Source organism: Actinocorallia sp. API 0066, from assembly GCF_020991275.1.
Lineage (GTDB): Bacteria > Actinomycetota > Actinomycetes > Streptosporangiales > Streptosporangiaceae > Actinocorallia.
Genome location: NZ_JAJLQY010000016.1, coordinates 22886 through 41999, shown reverse-complemented (window position 1 = coordinate 41999; position 19114 = coordinate 22886). Strand labels below are relative to the sequence as shown.

The following is a 19114-nucleotide window of genomic DNA, read 5'->3' as shown; positions in this document are numbered from 1 at the left end:
GATGACGGGCGAGCCGATCATCGACTTCCACTGCCACATCGCCGACCCGATGTGCTTCCCGCCGTCGTTCCGGGACGGCGTCGTCGCCAACATGGAACTGGCCCTGCACGCCAAGGGCCTGCCCGTGCCGCGCGCGAAGGTCGCCCGCATGCACGACGGCACCCTCAGCGACCCGCTGTGCGACGAGCTCGTCGCCCAGATGGACGACGCGGGCATCGGCGAGGCCGTGCTGCTCGTGCCGGACTTCACCTACGCGCTGCGCGACGGCGACCACGGCATCGAGGAGATCCTCGCCCACCACGCGGCGGTCGTCGCCCGGCACCCCGGCAGGTTCCGGGTGTTCGCCGGGGTGGACCCCCGCTGGGGCGCGGACGGCCTCGCCCTGTTCGAAAGGTCCGTCACCGAGTGGGGGTTCGACGGGATGAAGCTGTACCCGCCGTGCGGCTACCGGCTGTCGGACAAGATCCTCTACCCGTACTACGAGATCTGCGCCCACTACGGGCTGCCCGTGCTCACCCACATCGGCGCGACCTCGCCGGTGCTGGACTTCGAGGCGGCGCTGCCCATCCACCTGGACCGCCCGGCCCGGGACTTCCCCCAGGTCGACTTCGTGCTCGCGCACGGCAGCGTCCACTACCCGGACGAGTGCGCGATGCTCTGCACCAACCGCCCGAACATCTACCTGGACGTCAGCGGCTACGAGGCGAACGGCGTCGCCGCCCTGCGCGCGCTGTTCGGCCGCGGCATCAACCACAAGATCCTCTTCGGCACGGACTGGCCGATCTTCCGCCTCCAGGGCAGACAGTCCGACTTCGTCGCGCGGCTGGAGGCCGAGGGCGCGTTCCCGCCGGAGATGACCGACACCGAGCGCGCCCTCTTCTTCCACGGCAACGCCGCCCGACTCCTCGGCAAGCGCAAGGTGAAGCACAGCGAGAAAGGCGTACTGACATGACCGAGACCAAGGCCATGGGCCTCACCGACGAGCAGGTCGCGTTCTTCCGGGAGAACGGGTTCGTCGGCCCGTTCGACCTGTACTCCGAGGAGGAGGCGCCCCTCCTGTGGAACCAGGCGAAGATCGAGATGGTCCTGTCGCAGAACAAGCCGCACAACTCGACCATCATCAACTACGACCGGCACCTGGACTGCAACACGCTGTCCGACCACGTCAGCAGGCCGGAGATCGTGAACCGGCTGCGCAGCCTCATCGGCGACGACATCCTGTGCTGGAAGACCAACATCTTCCAGAAGGTCCCCGGCGAGGCCGGCACCGGCTGGCACCAGGTCGAGACGTTCGTCGTCGGCGACACCACGACCGCGTCCACCCCGTCGCTCAAGTACACCGAGGAGAGCAGCTACCTCACCCAGGAACTCACCGTGTGGACGGCGTTCTCCCCCGCCGGACGCGAGAACGGCTGCCTCCGGTTCATCCCCGGCAGCCACAAGCGCTGGTACTACGACGAGTCCAAGCCGCTCACCCTGAACGTCGAGAGCAAGACCCACGACTTCTTCGGCTACGACTACGCCGAACTGAAGCTCGACAAGGACTGGGACCCCGAGGGCGAGCAGATCTTCGAGATGGAGATGAAGGCCGGCCAGTTCGTCATCTTCCTCGCCAAGTGCATCCACGGGTCGCTGCCCAACGTCAGCGAGGAGACCCGGCTCGCCTACGCCTCCCGGTACGTCGCGCCGTCCGTGAAGGTCTACGAGAACGTCGACAGCCTCAGCGAGTTCGGCGACACCATCAGCCTCGACTACCACGGCAGCGTCCTGGTCTCCGGCGAGGACACCTACGGCTACAACCGCATCCACGACCACAACCTGAACGGCCACCCCTTCCGGAAGGTGACCGACTGATGACGACCGACCTGGAGACCGGGACGCCGCTCAAGCGGTTCGCCGACTTCCTGCGCACACAGCCCGAGACGGCCGGGCTCACCGACGCCGACGTCGCCGCCGCCACGACCCGGCAGGAACTCGGGATCGGCTCGCTGGCGATCATCCTGCTCGTCAACAACTACATCGTCGCGCACGCGCCGGGCGTCATGATCAAACCCGAGTGGGTGTCGCGGCTCAACGACATCGAGGGCATCCTGGCGGTCCTCGCGGAGATCGACGCGAGCGCCGCATGACCCGTCCCCCGGCCCCGGCGATCGGCTCGTTCGCGTGCGTGTTCGGCGACCTCGAACGGGCCCCCGCCGACCTGCCCGGGTTCGCCGACCTGTGGCGGGCCGCCTCCCCCGACACGGACTTCGCGGCGATGGGCTGCGGCACGTTCCGGACCATGACCCGGCCGCCCGGCGAGTATGTCGCCGACTGTGTCAAACGGGTCCTGGCCGACCGGGGCGTGCCCGCCGGCGAGGTGGACCGTGTGGTGTTCGCGACGTCCGACGCCACCCTCGCCCGGCTCGGCCGGGACTTCGCCGTCACCGCGCTCACCGGGCTCGGCATGACCGCCGCCGTCCCCACCGTGCTGTCGTTCCGGCAGTGCTGCGGCTCCCTGGAGGCGCTCCGCTACGGGTGGGAGACGTTCGCCGACCCCGGCGTGCGGCACGTCGTCGTCGTCGCGCTCGACTTCACGCCCGACGACGCCGAGCGGATCCGGCAGTTCGCGCTGTTCGGCGACGCCGTCGCCGGACTCCTCATCAGCCGGACCGCCGCCGGGCCGCTCCGGCTCGTCGCCGCGACGGCCGCCGTCGACCCGGACGGGCTGGCGGGCCACGACTCGTTCGTCTCCCGCCAGCGCGTCGCCCGCGCCGCCCTCGACCGGGCGCTCGACGCGGGCGGCACCGACGTCGCCGGGATCGCCAAGGCGTTCCCGACCAACCTGTACGAACCACTCACCGTGTTCAACACCATGGCGGCCGGGCTACCGCGCGCCCTGCTGCACTTCACCGAGCCGATGCGCGCCTACGCGCACTGCGGAAACTGCGACTGGATCATCAACCTGGCCGACTACGCGGACAGGCACGGCCTCCGCCCGGGAGAGCGGTACCTGGCGCTGGCGTCCGCCCCTGGCTTCTTCGCCTGCGGGCTGCTGGAAGGAACGGGAAACCCATGAAGATCATCATCGACGACCTGAGCGGCCCCGAGATCGCCGCGTTCCTGGAGGCGCACGTCCAGGACATGCGGGCGATCACCCCGCTGGAGAGCAAGCACGCGCTCGACCTCGACGGGCTGCGCGTCAAGGAGATCACCTTCTGGTCGGTCTACGACGGCGACGAACTCGTCGGCTGCGGCGCGATCAAGGCGCACGACGCGGACCTCGGCGAGATCAAGTCGATGCGCACCTCCCCGGCGCGGCGGCGCGGCGGCGTCGCCGCGTTCCTGCTCGACCACATGATCACCGAGGCGCGCGCGACGGGCCTGACCCGGCTCAGCCTGGAGACCGGCGCCACCGAGCACTTCCTGCCCGCGCGCAAGCTGTACGAGCGGTTCGGCTTCACCTACACCGGGCCGTTCGCCGACTACACCGACGACCCGCACAGCGCGTACATGACCCGGGTGCTGTGAGCGGTGGCGGACGTCGTCTACCCCTACGACCAGGCCCTGTACAGCAGGGCCTACCTCAACTGCTACCAGCGCCAGGCGCTGGTACGGCTGGGCGAGACGGTGCCGGACGTGCCGCTGCTGTTCGCCGGATCGCTGGTCGGCACCGACGACATCCGCGAGCAGATCATCAGACGTGCCCGGCCAAGGTACGACTTCGAAAGCCCCGTCCTGGACCCGGCGGCGCTCGCCCTGCTCGGCGTCACCGCGCGCGAGACCGTCGTGGACGACTACGCGGCGGCCCGCGACATCGCGCTCGAAGCCATCGCGGCCAGCGGGTTCGCGCTGCTCGTCATCGACGTGTTCTACCTGCCGCACTGCGTCGAGTACCGCAAACAGCACGTCGTGCACACCATCATGCTGACCGGCCTCGCCGACGGCGCCTGGACGTTCGTCGACGACAACCCGGCGAGCCTGCTGTGCGCCTACACCTTCCCCGAGGACGTCGTGGCCGCCGCGTTCGAGAACGGCGAGCGGCGCGCCGTCCGGACCTTCACCACCGCGCCCTACGACCCGGCGGCCGCCGCCACCGGCGCCGCCACGGCGTTCGCGGCGCGGCTCGCCGCGTCCACCGACGGCCTCGGCCTGCTCGCCGACGCCGCCGACCTGCTCACCTCACCGTGGACGGCGCCCGACCGGGCCGTCGAACTGCTGTACGACGCCCTCACCGTGCACCTCGGCGCGCGCACGTGCCTGCGCGAGTACGTCCGCCGCCAACTGCCCGACCCCGACACCGACGCGCTGCTCGCCGCGTCCCTCGCCGGGACGGCCGACCTCCAGGGCCGCCTCCTCATCGGCAAGGTGACCGGCACCGTGGACCCCGCCGCCTTCGCCGTCGGCGCCCGCGCCCTGCGCGACACCGAGGCCCGTCTCATGGACCGGCTGCGCGGCGCCGTCCTGCAACGCCAGTGAACCAAGGAGCCTTTTCTTGCCGATCCAGCCACGTCTCGTCGTCACCGGCGGCGCCTCGGCCGTCCTCGCGGACGCGCCCGCCGTGCCCGTCTCGGTCGCCGCCGCCCCCGGCGTCGAGTTCTACCCGCTGTGGGGCACCGGCGACGGCGTCCCCACCGTCGGGCCCAAGCCCGCCGAGCCGGTCACGCTGCCGTTCTTCGCCGGACCCGGCGGCACCCGGCTCCTGCTCGCCCGGTACGCGCCCGCCTCGACCGTCACCGTGCCGTCCGGCGACCCCGCCGAACTGCGCGCCGAGGCCGACGCGGTGCTGCCCGGCCTGATGGACCCGTTCCCGCCCGGCGCCGACTCCGGCATGCACACCACCGACACGCTCGACTACGCCGTCTGCCTCGAGGGCGAGCTGTGGCTGGAGACGGGCGACGGCACCGAGGTGCTGCTCACGCCCGGCACCTGCGTCGTCCAGCAGGGCGCCGCGCACGCCTGGCACAACCGGGGCGACGTGCCCGCCCTCATGTGCTTCGTCGGGATCGGCGCGGTCCGTGAGCGGTGAGCGGCACTCGCTCGGCGCCTACCGGGACGTGCTGCGCGAACGTGACTTCCGGCGGCTGTGGACGGGCGCCGTCATCAGCCTCGTCGGCGACGGCAGCACCTGGATCGCGCTGTCGTGGATCGCCGTCACCACCGGCGGCGTCGGCTCCCTCACCCTGCTCGGCGTCTGCTTCTTCGCGCCCATCGCCGTCGGCGGGCCGCTCGCCGGACGGATCGTCGACAGGTTCTCCCGGCGCAAGGTGCTCGTCGCCGACAGCGTCGTGCGCGGCGTCGTCATGCTCAGCATCCCCGTGTACGCGCTGTTCTCACAGGTGCCGCTCGGCTACCTGTACGTCGTCGCGGCGCTCTACGGGCTACTGAAGATCCTGCCGATCGGGATCGTGCCCGCCGTCATCCCCGAACTCGTGCCCAAGCGCGGGCTCAGCGCGGCGATCGCGCTGGAATCGGTGGCGGCGTCGGCGGCCGGGCTCATCGGGCCCGCCGTCGGCGGCGCGCTCATCCCGCTCATCGGCGCGCACGGCGTGCTCACGTTCGACGCGCTCACCTACTTCGTGTTCGCGGGCGCCGTCCTCAGCATGCGGGCCCGGCTCGACCGGCCGCCGCCCGTGCCCGGCGCCGACGCCAAGGCCGCCGCCTCCTGGCGGCCCGTCGTCCGGTTCCTGCGCGGGGACCCCGTGATGCTCGTCATCACCGTCACGTTCTCGCTGTTCAACGTGGCGATGGGCATGCTCGTCGTCGCCCAGCCATGGCTCGCGCACGAACGGCTGCCCGGCGGGGCCGCGATGCTCGGCGTGCTCGTCAGTGTGCTCGCGGCGGCTGAGGTGACCGGATCGCTCATCGCCGGGGCGCTCCGGCCCGCGCGACGGCCCATGCTCAGGATCGGGCTGCTGCAACTCGTCTCCGGTGGCGGGCTGCTTCTGCTGCTCGGGGCCGACCCCGTGCTGGTGCTCATCGGACAGGTCGCGTGCGGGCTTCCGGCGGCGCTGCTCGTCGTCTCGTCCCAGGCCGTCCGGTACGAGCGGACACCCGAGGAGCTGCGCGGGCGCACCATGACGCTGATGCGCACCCTCATGCTCGGCGCGGTGCCGCTCGGCTCCATGCTCGGCGGACTGCTGCTCGACACCGACTCCTACACCGCGACCGTCCTCGTGATGGCCGCGATCGCCGGGCTGCCCGGCCTCCTCAGCCTCCTCGTCCGCGACCACGCCGTCACCGGCGCCGCACGGCCCGCCGCCGTCGCCGCCCCGACCCACGGAAAGGCCGACTGAACCCATGCGCGTCCTCGTCATGCACCGCATCCCCGACTCGTTCGCGCACTACGCGCGCAACATCGACCACGACCTGCACGAGGTGACCTACGTCAGCGCCCCCGACCGCGCGGCGACCCTGCCGACCGGCGTCCGGGCGACGTTCCTGGACCGGCCCGGCACCGGCGACACCGCCGACGAGGTGCTCGCCGCCGTCGCCGGGCTGCCCGCGCCCGACGTGCTCGTCGCGATGTCCGAATACGACCTGCTCGCGGCGGGCCGGGTGCGGGACGCGCTCGGCGTCCCCGGACCGGGCGAGGCCGACGTGCTGCCCGTCCGCGACAAGGTGCTGATGAAGGCGGCGGCCGAGGCGGGCGGGCTGCGCACCCCGCGCTACCTGCCGCTGGGCGACGCGCTCGCGGGCGGGCCGTCGTCCGTGCCGTGGAAGGGGCGGACGGTGCTGAAACCGCTCTCGGGGGCGTCGAGTGAGGGCGTCTCGGACTATCCGGACGTGGCTTCGGCGCTGGAGGCCGGGCGCGCCGTGGACGCCGCAGGGCACGAGATCGAGGAGTTCGTCGACGGGCCCATCGTGCACCTCGACGGGCTGATGCACGGGGGTGAACTCGGCGTCGTCGTCACCTCCAAGTACGTCGGGACGTGCCTGCGGTACGCCGCGCTCGGCGAGCCGCTCGGCTCCGTGCAGATCGCGACACCGCCGCCGCTCGCCGCCTGGGCCACCCGGGCGCTGCGCGCCGTCGGCATCCACGACGGGCCGTTCCACCTTGAAGTCATCCTCGCCGCCGAAGGCCCCGTCTTCCTTGAGGTCGGCGCCCGCGTCGGCGGCGCGGACATCGTGGACGCCGTCGAACTCGCCACCGGGGTGCACCTCCAGTCGGCGCAGGTGCGGCAGCTCGTCGGCTCGCCCCTCGGCTCCGGCCCTTCCCGCGACCCCGGGCCCGGGCCCGACGAGCGGTACGCCTTCTTCATGTTCCCCGGCCACACCCTCGGCTCCCGGCACTGCCGCATCACCGGCGAAGACCCGTTCCGCGCCTCCCCGCTCGTCCACCGCTGGGTCCAACGCACCCCGGACGAACCCATCAAGGACACCATCACCTACGCCGACTCCGACATCCCCGTCGCAGGCGTCCTGGGCCCGGCGACAGCCGACGAACTGACGGACTTCATGCTGGCGATGTTCACCACCATCAAGATCCACCCCGCCCCCGAGCCCGGGGAGGCGTCGTGACCACCGCCAAGGACAGGCCACTCCTGCTGATCGTCATCACCGGCCAGCGCGAGTACCGCGAATACCTCCTCCGTTCCATCGCCACCGAGTACCGCATCCACCTGGTCACCCCCGTCGAGCCAACCTGGGAGAAGCCCTACCTGGACGGCGCGACCGTCGTCCCCGACACCGGCGCCGACCAGGTGGTCGCCGCCGCCAAGGCCCTCGCCGCGACCGCCGACGTCGCGGGCGTGCTGAGCTGGCACGAGGAACACATCGTCCAGGCCGCCCTGGCCGCCGAAGCCCTCAACCTCCCCGGCACCCCCGCCGACGCCGTCCGCCGCTGCCGCGACAAGTCCGCCACCCGCACCACCCTCGCCGCCCACCACCTCCCCCAACCGAACTTCGCCCTGGTCGGTGCGCTAGCCGAGGCGCGGGCCGCCGCCGCCCGAATCGGCTACCCGGTCGTCATCAAGCCCCGCGCCGCAGGCGGCAGCCAGGGCGTCGTCCTCGTCGCCGACGAGCGTGAGCTCACCGACCACTTCGCCGCCACCCGCGACGTCCCCGTCACCGACCAGCCCATCTTCGACCGTGGCGTCCTGGTCGAAGAGTTCCTGGACGGCCCCGAGATCAGCATCGACTCAGCCGTCCACAACGGCACGGTCACCCCCGTTTTCCTCGCCCGTAAACAGATCGGCTATCCCCCCTTCTTCGAAGAGACCGGCCACCTCGTCACCGCCGACGACCCCCTCCTCCACGACGAACGTCTTCGCGCCACCCTCACCGCCGTCCACCGGGCCCTCGGCTACACCCAGGGCTGGACCCACTGCGAACTCAAACTCACCGCGACCGGCCCCAAACTCATCGAGGTCAACGCCCGCCTGGGCGGCGACCTCATCCCCTACCTCGGCCTGCTCGCCACCGGCGTCGACCCCGGCCTCATCACCGCCGCGCTGGCCTGTGGCATTCCCCCCATGCCCGTCCCCACCCATTCCCAAACCGCCGGAATCCGTTTCCACTATCCCCCGCACCCGGACTCGGTGGTCACCTCCATCACCTTTCCCACACCCCTCCCCGAGGGTATAGAACAGGCCATTCCTCTCATTCCGCCTAACACCAGAATCTCTCCCCCGGTGAAGGGCAACATCGACTCCCGCCTCGCCCTGGTCACCGCCACCGCCCCCACCCCCGACCGCTGCCAAACCCTCCTCACCAGCACCGTCCCGACCGTCGTCCTCAAGACACCCTGATTCCCCCAAATTTCTTTTCCTTTCACATCTCTACAAATCTACTCCAATCGTCCTAAACACCCTTTGCGCCCACCTGAGTCCCCTGAGTAACGTCCGGGTCATGCCAACCTCTCAACACGAGGCGCTGCACCGGATCTTCCAGGAAGACACCGGCCTGGCCTGCCGTGTCCTCACCGAAGTCCTCCGCCTCCCCATTCCCCCGCCGGAGAAGGTCGAGATCATCAACGTCGATCTCACCGACCTGAAGCCCGTCTCCCGCTGGCCCGACACCCTCCTCCGGGTCGAGTCGGCGGCGGGCCCGCTCATCATGGTGATCGAGGCGCAAACCGAACCCTCGGACACCAAACGCCGCCGCTGGGCCCGCTACATCGCCCACCTCCAGGACGTCCACGACTGCGACGTCTCCCTCATCGTCACCTGCCAGAAGAAGGCGACCGCCCGCTGGGCCGCCGTCCCCTTCCACATCGGCCCCGCCGCCTGGCCGTCCATGGTGATCCACCCCCTGGTCCTCGGCCCCGACACCATGCCCGTGATCACCACCGTCAAGGAGGCCGCCCGCGACGTCCCCCTCGCCATCCTGTCCGCCCTCATGCACAGCAAGTCCCCGCACACGGATGCGATACTGGAATCCCTGGTGGACGCCCTTGCCACGATCGACGTCGGCAAGGCCACCCACCTGGCCGAGTTCACCGAAAGCGGCCTCGGCGAAGGCCCAGCCCGCCAGAAATGGAGGACCCTCATGGCCACCCAACCCCACACCTACATCTCCGAACTCCGAGCCGAAGGCCGACAGGAAGGCCGGGAAGAAGGCCGGGAGGAGGGCAGGCAGGAAGCGGCCGCCGGGATCCTGCTCATGCTCCTCGGGGATCGGGGCATCAGCGTCAGCGACACGCAGCGGGAGCTGATCGAGGGATGCGAGGACGCCGAGAAGCTCCAAACCTGGATCCGACGGGTCGCGACCGCCACCACCGCCGACGAGGTCCTCTCCTAAGCGGACACGGCCACCCCGCCCAACCTCAGCCAAAACCCACCCGCCAGCGACAGAGGATCCCCGTGACCGCCCAACACCGCACCTACATCTCCGAAATCCGCGCCCAAGGCCGCGAGGAAGGGCGGCGGGAGGCGGTCGCCGAGATCCTTCTTATGGTCTTGGCGGAGTGGGGCATCGGCATCAGCGACGCGCAGCGGGAGCTGATCGACGGATGCGTATCCGTCGACCAGCTCGAAACGTGGATCGTACGAGCGTCCTCCGCGAGCAGCGCTGACGAGGTTTTTGCCTGAGGGGTGTGTGGGCGCCCTGTTCGGTTCTGGCCTTGGGCCGGGGGCGGACAGGGTGCCCGTGGTGGGGTTAGTGGGGGGTGGGTGGGGTGGAGGGGGGGTGGTCGGCGAGGGTGGTGAGGGCTTGGGTTATGGCGGTGTCCAACTGGGGGTCTCGGGTGTTTACCCAGTCTTCGGGGGTCATGACGACCTCGGTGTCGGGGGTTACGCCGTGGTTTTCCAGGGACCAGGCGTAGGTGTCGAACCAGGTGGCGTAGCGGGGGATCGTCACCGAGGTGCCGTCGGCTAGGCGGTGCCAGGCGTCTATGCCGATGACGCCGCCCCAGGTTCGGGTGCCGATGACCTGGCCTAGGCCGAGGGTTTTGATGGCGGCGGAGATGATGTCGCCGTCGGAGCCGGCGCGTTCGTCGACCACGGCGACGATGGGGCCTCTTGGGGCGTTTTCGGGGTAGGGGGAGGGGAGTTTGCCTCTCGGGACGTCCCAGCCGATGATGCGGCGGGCGAGTTTTTCTACGACCAGTTGGCTGGTGTGGCCGCCTCGGTTGCCTCGGAGGTCGACGATGATGCCTTCGCGGGCCATCTCGACGCGGAGGTCGCGGTGGAGCTGGGCCCAGCCGAAGCCGACCATGTCGGGAATGTGGAGGTAGCCCAGGCGGCCCTCGGAGGCTTCGCGGACGTGGCGGCGGCGGTCGGTCACCCAGTCCTGGTAGCGGAGGCGTTCGTCGTCGGGTAGCGGGACGACGGCGACGCGGCGGGGGGCGCCGCCGTCGCGCGGACCGATGGTCAGTTCGACCGGGACGTCGGACATGCCGGCGAGCAGCGGGCCGGGGCCCGTCACCGGGTCGACCGGGCGGCCGTCGATCTCCAGGAGGATGTCGTCGGGGCGGACGACGATGCCGGGCGCGGCCAGCGGCGCGCGGGCCCGCGGGTCGGACGACTCGCCGGGCAGGATCCGGGTGAACCGCCACACGTCGCCGTCGCGGCGCAGGTCGGCGCCGAGCATGCCGAGCCACTCGCCCTCGCGCCGGTAGCGGGCCCGCGCGACGTAGGCGTGCGACGTGCCGAGTTCGCCGAAAACCTCCCAGAGCAGGTCGGCGAAGTCGTCGGGGGTCGCCACCCGGTCCAGCAGCGGGCGGTACCGCTCCAGCACCGACGTCCAGCCGACGGCCTCCAGCGCCGCCTCGCTCCAGAACTCGTGCCGGACCAGCCGCCCCGCCTCGGCGTAGGCCAGCGCCCACCGGGCCGCCGGGTCGAAGATCGTCCGCGCCTTGAGCAGATCGACCTTCACCGTGTCGTCGTCGGACCCGGAAGCCGCGACGACCCGCAGCCGCCCACGATCCCGGATGACGAGCCGCTCCCCGTCGCCGCTGACCGCGTACCCGTCGATCGGATCGACGATCTCCTCACATTTGCGACTCGACAGGTCGAACCGCTCAAGGGTCGGCCGCAACGGCGCCGCGTCGGGCTGCGGCCCGCTCTCGCCCAGCGAACCGGACAGAGGCAGCTTCATCCAGACGACCCCGCCCTTCACCGGGCTCATCGCGTCGTACCGGGACGCCTCCACCGGGAAGGGGACGACCCGGGCGGCGAGCCCTTCGAGGTCGACGGACGCGTGCTGGTCCTCCTTGCCCTCCTCGTCCTTGTCGTCGGCGCCGTTCGGGGGCCGCCCGTCCACCGAGGGCGCGAACGGCGACGGTGTGGACGCCGAAAGCGGCACCAGATAGGGACGGCATCCGAACGGGAACGAAAGGTCGAACACGTGCTGGTCGTAAACGGGGTCGAACCCCCGCCACGAGAGGAAGGCCAGGAACTTCCCGTCCTGGGTGAAACACGGTGACGTGTCCTCGAACCGCCCGTCCGTGACGTCCACGATCGTCCGGTCCCCCAGCCGGGCGAGCCGGATCCGGCGCAACGGGTCGGCGGTCGGCTCGGACCAGGCGAGCCACTCCGAGTCGGGTGAGAAGGAGGCGTCCTCGATCTGCCCGGCGGCCGAGACGGCGAGCTCCGAAGCCTCCCCCGACTCGATCTCCACGAGGATGAGCCGCCCGTCCCGGGTCGAGACGGCGACGGTCTTCCCGTCCGGCGAGGACACCAGTTCCGTCGCCCAGCCGAGCCGTCCGGCGGCGAGCCGGCGCGGTGTGGTGCCCGGCTCCAGGCCCGAGACGGGCGCGACCTCAAGGGCGTCGCCGGGCAGGTCGGTGCCCGCGTCGATGATCCACGCCACGCCCGCGTCGCCGCCCAGCACGGTGGGGAGCCGGGCGCGCGCGCCGGGGTCGGCCGACAGGGTGCGGGCGGGCCCGTCCCGGTGGGTGACCCAGTGGATGGTCCCGGCGACCTCGACGGCGCTGGCCCGGCCCGTCGCGTCGCAGGCGAAGCCGCCCAGGCGGTCCTCGCCCGTGATCAGGTAGGGCCGCCGCGCGGTGCCCGACCCGCCCAGGGTGACCTCCAGCGGACGGGCCTCCGCCTCTTCCAGGTCCTCAACGAGCCAGAGCCGCCCCGCCGAGGAGTAGACGACACGGGAGCCGTCCGTGGCGGCGTGCCGGGCGTAGAAGCCGTCCAGGGGCCCGTGCCGGCGCAGGTCGGATCCGTCGAGGGAGCACGAGTACAGCGCCCCGACGCCCTCGTGGTCGGAGAGGAAGGCGACCCGCTCCCCGACGATCATGACGGAGTCCACGTGTCCGCCCAGGTCGGGCAGGATCCGGGTGAAGTGCCGTTCTTCCAGGGCGAGCGCCCCGTCGGCCTCCGTCCGGTACTCGGCGGGTTCGACGGCGGCGCCCGTCCAGAGCCGTCCCATGCCGCCGCCCCGGTAGCGCTTCCAGCGGGCGGGTTCGGCGGCGCCGCCGGTGAGCAGCGCGGCCTTCTCGGAGCGGTGTTCCCCGGACAGGGCGAGGTCCTCGACGGGCCCGTAAGGCAGCCGCGCGGCTGTGCTTCCGTCCACCGGGACGGCGTAGGCCCACGTGTAGTGCGAGAAGGGCTGCCCGGTGGAGGAGGTGGCCAGGACGCGCCCGCCAGGGGTCCAGCCCCGCACGCGGGTGGTAGGCGAGCCCCAGTAGGTGATCCGTTCGCTGACGCCGCCCTCAGCGGGGGCCAGGTGGACCTCCGGGTCGCCGTCGCGCCAGCTCGTCCAGGCGACCTTGGTGGCGTCGGCGTTCAGCCGGGGATGGCTCACCGGGGCGCGGTCGGCGCTGAGCCGCCAGGCCCGGCCGCCGTCGAGCCCGGCCAGCCAGACGTCGTCCTCGGCGACGAACGTCAGCAGCCCGTCCCGCAGATGGGGATAGCGCAGATACTCACCCGAAGTCACCCGTCCATCGTAGATCGCGGGGCGCCCCTTCCGTCACGGAAGGTCAGCGACCGACGCCAGATACTCGCGGAACTCGCGCAGCGGCTGGTATCCGAGCGCCTCGTTGACGGCGAGCATGTGCACGTTGTCGTGTGAGTTGTCCGTCTCGATCTCGACGACCTCGGGCCGCTCGTCCTTGATCCACTCCAGCATCGCGGCCTTGACCCAGAGCCCGATCCGCCGCCCCCGGTGCTCGGGCACAACGGCGGTGTCGTATTGGAAGGCGCGTTCGGGGACGTCGCCGGGCACGACGATCTCGGTGAACCCGGCGATCACGGACCCGTGCAGGGCGGCGACGGTGTAGAGGTCGTCGCCGCGTTTGGCGACGGCGTCGGCGGTCTCCCGGACGACGTCGGCGTTCCACGCGGAGTCGCCCTCGTCGTGGTCGGCCATGGCGCTCTTGGCCTGGGCGAAGACGACGGCGAGGTGGTCGGGCACGGGGCCGGTCCAGCGGATCAGCCGGTACCCCTCGGGGTTCAGCGCGGCCTGCGCGGACGGGTCCACGTCGCCGGGCCGCAGCACGAGGCTGCGGGTGGTGAGCAGGCAGCGGAAGCCGTACCGCTCAAGGAACGGCACGGCGGGGGTTCCGGCGAGGGCCTGGGCCAGGGCCGAGGACCTGCCGTCGCGCCGGGCGGCGTCGGCGGCGCGGCGCAGCAGGGTGAGGCCGATGCCGCGACGGCGCAGCGCGGGCAGCACGTGGATGTCGATCTCCGCGGCGCGGACGGCGGGGTCGCCCGGCAGCCAGACCGAGGCGACCGCGCCGAACCCGTCGCCGTGCGGGACGGTCCAGAGGCGGCGGGCGCCCCCGCCGGAGAACCGGCCGATGGTCTGGCCCGGGTCCGGGGCGGGGTCGCCCGGATGGTCGTGCAGGTGCACCGCCGACACCAGGCTGTGCCAGGCGTCGAGGTCGCCGTCCTGCGGGTCGTCCACCTCACGGATGTCCATCTCCGGAGTTCTACCGGATAACACAGATGGATGCGCCCGCAACGACAATGTCGTTCGGTTTCCCCGTCAACCAGCCGTGTCGGGGGCGGAGGTGGCGGGCGCGGTCGGCGTGTCGGACGGCGCCGCGGGGGTGGACGGGGAGGCCGAGCCGCCGCCGTAGGGAAGCGTGGTGATCTCCTTGTCGAGGGCGCCGCCCTTGACCCACTGCTTCCACGGCATCTCGTAGTACGACCAGCCGTTGTTCCACTCGACCCTGCGCTTGGTGCCGGTGATCTCCACGACGTCGCCGCGCTGGAAGTTGTTGAAGTACCACTCGGCGAAGCCGGGGGGCGCGTTCACGCAGCCGTGGCTGAGGTTGTACCGGCCCATGGCCCACACCCGCGACGCCATCGAGTGGACGTACTCGCCGGAGTTCGAGATCCGGACGGCGAAGGGGATGATCTCCTTGTAGCCGCCGTTCTCCTTGTCCTCGGGGTCGACGCCCATCCACTCCGACGTCATGATCTCCACCCGGTGGCGGGACATCGTGAGGTGGGTGCCGCTCGTCGTCAGGTAGGTGTCGACGCCGTTGACGACCCGGCCGCCCTTGCCCGCGCTGATCGGCTCGTGCTTCACCCTCTTGCCGTTGCGCATGACGGTGATGTACTTCGTCCTGGTGTCGACGGTGCTGATCTGGGAGTCGCCGATCTTCCACTTCTGGGTCTTGTCGGCCAGACCGTAGACGCCGTTCGCGGCCCGCACGCCGGTGAGCTTCGCGGTGAGGCTGACGTTCTGGTTGGCCTTCCAGAAGGCGCCGTTCTTCGTCCGGAAGATCACCTGGTTGTTGGCGGTCCAGTACCAGGCGCCGACGGCGGGCTTCTCCGACCGCACCTCGAGGGCGCGCTCGACCGTCTTCTTGTTGGTGATGTCCCGGTCGAAGGTGACGGTGATCGGCATGCCGACGCCGACCTTCTCGCCCGGCATCGGGATGATGTCGGCGATCGCGAAGGTCGCCTTGGGCTTGAGGGTCCTGAACGTGCTGGTGGCCTCGACGGGCTCGCCCTCGCCGACGGCGGTGGCCGTCACCGCGTAGGTGGCGTTGGGCCGCAGGTTGGCGCTGGACTTCCAGGACAGGCCGTCGGCTGACAGCTCGCCCGGGACGGTCCGCTTGCCGACCTTGACCTGCACCGTGTCGAGCTTGCCGTCGGCGACGGTGACGGTGATCTTGCTGTCGGGTTTGACCTCGCCCGTCCCGTCGGCCGGCGTGATCGTCACCTTGGGGACGATCGGCTCGGGCTTCGGCTCGTCGGACCCCTTGGGGCCGCCGGAGCACGCGGCGGTGAACAGCAGGGCCGCGGCGGCCAGGGCCGCGGTCATACGACGGGTCATGAGGTGGTGCTCTCCGCGGGTGTGTCGGTGCTGGGGGTTGCGGACGCGGCCCCGGGGACCGAGCCGTCCGTCACGACGGGGGCGTCGAACGCGCTGCCGAGTACCCAGTCCTTCCACGGCTTCTGCCAGTAGCCGTAGCCGTTGTCGTACTCAAGTTCGCGATTCGTCCCCGTCACAGTGACAATATCGCCCCACTTTGACTGGTTGTAGTACCATTCCGCGAACTCCGGCGGGGCGTTGATACAACCGTGACTCACGTTCGCGTTGCCCTGGGAGCCCACCGACCACGGGGCCGAGTGCACGTACTCTCCGCTGTAGGAGATGCGCACCGCGTGCGGGACGATCTCCTTGTAGTAGCCGGGCTGGCCCGGCTCGATCCCCGGCGAGATCATCGTCTCGGGGTTCTTCTTGTCCATCGTCACGTGGACGCCGTTGGTCGTCGTGTACTTGTACTCGGTGGCGTTGCCCGCGCTGATCCCGACGTCGCGGACCTTCTTGCCGTCGATCTCGACGACCATCCGGTGGGTCCTGGCGTTGACGGTCGAGAGGTTGGCGGTGCCGACCTTGAAGTTGATCTCGAAGTCCTTGGTCCCGTAGGCGCCCTTGGCGGCCTTGACGCCCGCGAGGCTCCCGATGACCTTCACCTTCTGGTGGGCCTTCCAGTACTCCTCGCCCCGGAAGATCACCTGCTTGTCGGTGTACCAGTACCAGGCGCCCTCGACCGGTTCGTCGCTCTTGATCCGCAGCGCGCTCTCGACGGCCTTCTTGTCGGTGACGGCGCCGGAGAACGTGATCACGATGGGCATGCCCACGCCGACGGTCTGGCCCGACCACGGGATGTTCGACTCCAGGCCCCACGCGACCTCGGGCTTCAGCGTGGTGAAGGCGCTGGTCGCCGTCGTCGTCTTGTCCTTGGCGCCGGCGGCGACGGCCTCGACGGTGTAGGACGCGTCGGGGACGAGGGAGCGGGCGGCCTTCCAGGTGACGCCGTCGTCCGAGAGCGCCCCCTCGACGTCCTTCGGCTCGGCCGTCCCGCCGTCGGCGGCCTTGGCCGTCACCTGGACCTTGACGCTGGTGAGCTTCCCGTCCTGCGCGGTGACGGTGACGCCGTCCTCCGGCCTGGCCTCGGCCGTGCCGTCGGCGGGGGTAATCGTGACGACCGGAGGCTTGGCCTCCTCGCCGAGGATGCCCCCTCCGGTGCATCCCGCCGCCAGCAGCGCCGCGGCGAGCAGTCCCGCGAGTCCCGCGGCGCGCGTCGTTCCCCGGACGCTCCGCATGCCCCCACCTCCAAGATCAAACCCCGTCCATGCCTAGCAAAGGCACGTACCTGAGACATTAATGGCTAAGACGGGTGAGGAAGCCATAAGGTTCGGGACCGTCCGGAGTTCGGACAAGCGAACGTCACCGCAGGTCAGGGAAGTGTCACGCGGCGGCGGGCGCGGGTGCCGTGACGTGGCACAGGGTGCGCCGGAACCCGGCGAGGGTGATCGCGGCGGCCGCCGTCCACAGCAGCGCGACGACGGACGTGCGCAGCACCAGGAACGTCTCCAGCGACTCGTGGAACAGCAGCCACAGGCTGAACACCGCGTTGGTGAAGAACACCAGGGCCCACAGCAGCGAGATCCGCAGGAAGAACCGGTGGACCCTGCCGTGCGCGAGGAAGTCCGGGGGCAGCGGCACGAGGTCCGAGGCGATCTTGGCGGCCATCGGCCTGCCGAGCGGCACCGAGGCGAGGAAGACCGAGCCGACGAGGAGGGTGCCGAGCGTCGGCTGGAGGAAGAACAGCCGGGGGTCGCCGGTGCCGAAGGCGAGCGCGGCGCGGGCCAGCACGCCGATCGCGGCGAGCGTCAGGGTGCCGGGGACGGGGTCGCGCCGCGCCATCCGCCAGGCGATCGCGGCGAACACCCACAGCACCGCGGCGACGATCGCGCCGCCCTGCCCGAGCGCGGCGAGCGCCAGGTAGAAGACGGCGACGGGCGCGATCACACCCTCGACGAAGCGGGGGACCGCGTGCCGGAGGAGCACCGAGAAGGGTGGCAGTGCGAAGGCATGCGCGTCTTGACCATCCATACGAGCGCCCCCGGATCCGCACGTGTGCCGAGGCACCACGTTACGGGACCCGGGGGCGTTCGACGCGCCTTTTCGGGAATCTCACTCATTAACGGACAGCCCTGAGCGTCGGTCGGGCGCCCGATCCGCGGCGACGAAGGAGCCGCCGACTATCTTGTGGTCGTGCCCGCGCCCGTCCCCGGGCCGTGGCCGTGGCCCTTGGGCCAGAGGGCCGCGACGATGAAGACGGCGAGCGCGGCGATCCCGATCTGGAAGATCAGCTCCCAGAAGTTGAACCCGCGGGTGGAGAGATTGAGCAGGCGGGCGAGGCCCGTGCCGAGGAAGGCCGCGACGATACCGACGATCACGGTCAGCCAGATGGGCATGTTCTGCTTGCCGGGGACGATGAGCCGTCCCAAGGCCCCGATGATGGCGCCGAAGACGATGGCGCTGATGATGCCCGTGACGGTCATGGGCGCTTCCTTCCCGTGCGACGTTCTACGGGATCGGACTACCCACCCCCATAACGGACAACACAAACCCACCGAACACCTGACCAAAAACGGACCTCCGCAACGGACCCGCTAGCGCGTCACCCGCACGTAGTCCGGCCACGAGCGGGAGGCGGCGTAGTGGGTGGAACCCGTGTGGCCCGCGCGCCAGTAGCCCGAGCTTCGGGCCGGGACCGTCTTGGCGAAGCGCCCGTCGGCGTCCGTGACGGCGTTGGCGACGTACCGCCACACGCGCGGCTCCTGGTGGTCGCCGCTGAAGTACAGGCGGACGTTCGCGCCCCCGTACCGGACGAGGCCGCCGCCCAGCGCGCGCAGCGGGTCCAGCCGGGCGAGGGTGCCCTCCAGCCGGAGCCTTCCGCCCGCCCGGACGGGCTCGGGAGCCGCGTCGAACCTGATGAAGCGGGTCTCCCGGCGGACGAACACCTGCTCGGTGCGCGTCGCGGTGGTCGCGGCGCCGTCCCAGGCGTTGATCTTCACGTCCCACAGGCCGGTGGGGCGGCCCCGGTCCAGGACGAGTTCGGCCTCCCACTGCTGGACGGTGCCCGACAGCGTCGTCCGGGCCGCCTGCACCTGCTGTTTGAGCCCCTCGTGCGGGCCGAAGTCGACGGTCACCGACGAGGCGCCGGTGGCCCGTATTCGGGCGGTGAGCTTGGTGGTGCGCGCGTCGTACAGCACCGGGTCGGCGGGCGTCACCGCGACGGCCTCCAGCGTCACCGCGCGGCGCTGCGCGGACGGCGCGGCGGCGGAGGCGGGCGCGGCGAGGCCGAGCGGCAGCACGACGGCGACGGCCGCGGCGAGACGGGCGTGGTCCATGGTCCCCCTGTCGTTCGAGAACGGCGGGACCACCCCGGGTGGTCCCGCCGCCGAACGCTAGCCGTCCGCGCGCCGCGCGC

At 71.0% G+C, this 19114-nt stretch carries 19 protein-coding genes; 12 read left to right on the top strand and 7 right to left on the bottom strand.

What is annotated here, in order from left to right:
* Window position 1 precedes the first annotated feature (1 nt).
* From LO762_RS30110 to LO762_RS30055, 12 genes are all read left to right on the top strand, one after another.
* Window positions 2–952, top strand: a complete 951-nt coding sequence (locus tag LO762_RS30110; protein ID WP_230619533.1) for an amidohydrolase family protein — start codon at window positions 2–4, stop codon at window positions 950–952.
* Window positions 949–1854 carry a chlorinating enzyme gene (locus LO762_RS30105; RefSeq protein WP_230619532.1) on the top strand — a complete coding sequence of 302 codons (906 nt, stop codon included), beginning with the start codon at window positions 949–951 and terminating at the stop codon, window positions 1852–1854. Before LO762_RS30110 ends, LO762_RS30105 begins: the two co-directional genes overlap by 4 nt.
* Window positions 1854–2129 carry a hypothetical protein gene (locus tag LO762_RS30100; RefSeq protein WP_230619531.1) on the top strand — a complete coding sequence of 92 codons (276 nt, stop codon included), beginning with the start codon at window positions 1854–1856 and terminating at the stop codon, window positions 2127–2129. The genes LO762_RS30105 and LO762_RS30100 overlap by 1 nt, the downstream gene beginning before the upstream one ends.
* Complete coding sequence (locus LO762_RS30095) at window positions 2126–3058, top strand: hypothetical protein (protein WP_230619530.1); 933 nt, start codon at window positions 2126–2128, stop codon at window positions 3056–3058. The genes LO762_RS30100 and LO762_RS30095 overlap by 4 nt, the downstream gene beginning before the upstream one ends.
* Window positions 3055–3510 (top strand): GNAT family N-acetyltransferase, encoded by a 456-nt coding sequence (locus tag LO762_RS30090; RefSeq protein ID WP_230619529.1) that lies wholly within the window; start codon window positions 3055–3057, stop codon window positions 3508–3510. Before LO762_RS30095 ends, LO762_RS30090 begins: the two co-directional genes overlap by 4 nt.
* 3 nt (window positions 3511–3513) lie before the next feature.
* Entirely contained in the window at window positions 3514–4458 is a 945-nt protein-coding gene (locus tag LO762_RS30085) for a hypothetical protein (RefSeq protein WP_230619528.1), read from the top strand.
* 16 nt (window positions 4459–4474) lie between these two features.
* Window positions 4475–5008, top strand: coding sequence for a cupin domain-containing protein (locus LO762_RS30080; RefSeq protein ID WP_230619527.1), 534 nt, complete (start codon window positions 4475–4477; stop codon window positions 5006–5008).
* The gene (locus LO762_RS30075) at window positions 4998–6275 is read left to right on the top strand and encodes an MFS transporter (protein WP_230619526.1); all 1278 of its coding nucleotides are present in this window, start codon (window positions 4998–5000) and stop codon (window positions 6273–6275) included. Before LO762_RS30080 ends, LO762_RS30075 begins: the two co-directional genes overlap by 11 nt.
* A gap of 4 nt (window positions 6276–6279) precedes the next feature.
* A complete protein-coding gene (locus LO762_RS30070) occupies window positions 6280–7500 on the top strand; it encodes an acetyl-CoA carboxylase biotin carboxylase subunit family protein (RefSeq protein ID WP_230619525.1) in 1221 nt (406 codons plus the stop codon).
* Window positions 7497–8729, top strand: a complete 1233-nt coding sequence (locus tag LO762_RS30065) for an ATP-grasp domain-containing protein (RefSeq protein ID WP_230619524.1) — start codon at window positions 7497–7499, stop codon at window positions 8727–8729. Before LO762_RS30070 ends, LO762_RS30065 begins: the two co-directional genes overlap by 4 nt.
* A 100-nt stretch (window positions 8730–8829) precedes the next feature.
* Window positions 8830–9720, top strand: coding sequence for a hypothetical protein (locus LO762_RS30060; protein ID WP_230619523.1), 891 nt, complete (start codon window positions 8830–8832; stop codon window positions 9718–9720).
* A 62-nt stretch (window positions 9721–9782) separates the two neighbouring features.
* Complete coding sequence (locus LO762_RS30055) at window positions 9783–10010, top strand: hypothetical protein (RefSeq protein WP_230619522.1); 228 nt, start codon at window positions 9783–9785, stop codon at window positions 10008–10010.
* Window positions 10011–10077: 67 nt separating this feature from the next.
* Here LO762_RS30055 and LO762_RS30050 read toward each other — a convergent pair whose 3' ends face one another.
* From LO762_RS30050 to LO762_RS30020, 7 genes are all read right to left on the bottom strand, one after another.
* The gene (locus tag LO762_RS30050) at window positions 10078–13308 is read right to left on the bottom strand and encodes a S41 family peptidase (protein ID WP_230619521.1); all 3231 of its coding nucleotides are present in this window, start codon (window positions 13306–13308) and stop codon (window positions 10078–10080) included.
* Window positions 13309–13341: 33 nt separating this feature from the next.
* Entirely contained in the window at window positions 13342–14292 is a 951-nt protein-coding gene (locus LO762_RS30045) for a GNAT family N-acetyltransferase (protein WP_230619520.1), read from the bottom strand.
* Window positions 14293–14358: 66 nt separating this feature from the next.
* On the bottom strand, window positions 14359–15660 hold the full coding sequence (locus tag LO762_RS30040; RefSeq protein WP_230619519.1) for an Ig-like domain-containing protein: 1302 nt from the start codon (window positions 15658–15660) through the stop codon (window positions 14359–14361).
* Window positions 15657–16937 (bottom strand): Ig-like domain-containing protein, encoded by a 1281-nt coding sequence (locus LO762_RS30035; RefSeq protein WP_230619518.1) that lies wholly within the window; start codon window positions 16935–16937, stop codon window positions 15657–15659. The genes LO762_RS30040 and LO762_RS30035 overlap by 4 nt, the downstream gene beginning before the upstream one ends.
* A gap of 145 nt (window positions 16938–17082) precedes the next feature.
* A complete protein-coding gene (locus tag LO762_RS30030) occupies window positions 17083–17730 on the bottom strand; it encodes a VC0807 family protein (protein WP_230619517.1) in 648 nt (215 codons plus the stop codon).
* Window positions 17731–17879: 149 nt separating this feature from the next.
* Window positions 17880–18182, bottom strand: a complete 303-nt coding sequence (locus tag LO762_RS30025) for a GlsB/YeaQ/YmgE family stress response membrane protein (RefSeq protein ID WP_230619516.1) — start codon at window positions 18180–18182, stop codon at window positions 17880–17882.
* A gap of 111 nt (window positions 18183–18293) precedes the next feature.
* Window positions 18294–19034, bottom strand: a complete 741-nt coding sequence (locus tag LO762_RS30020) for a hypothetical protein (RefSeq protein ID WP_230619515.1) — start codon at window positions 19032–19034, stop codon at window positions 18294–18296.
* Window positions 19035–19114 lie beyond the last annotated feature (80 nt).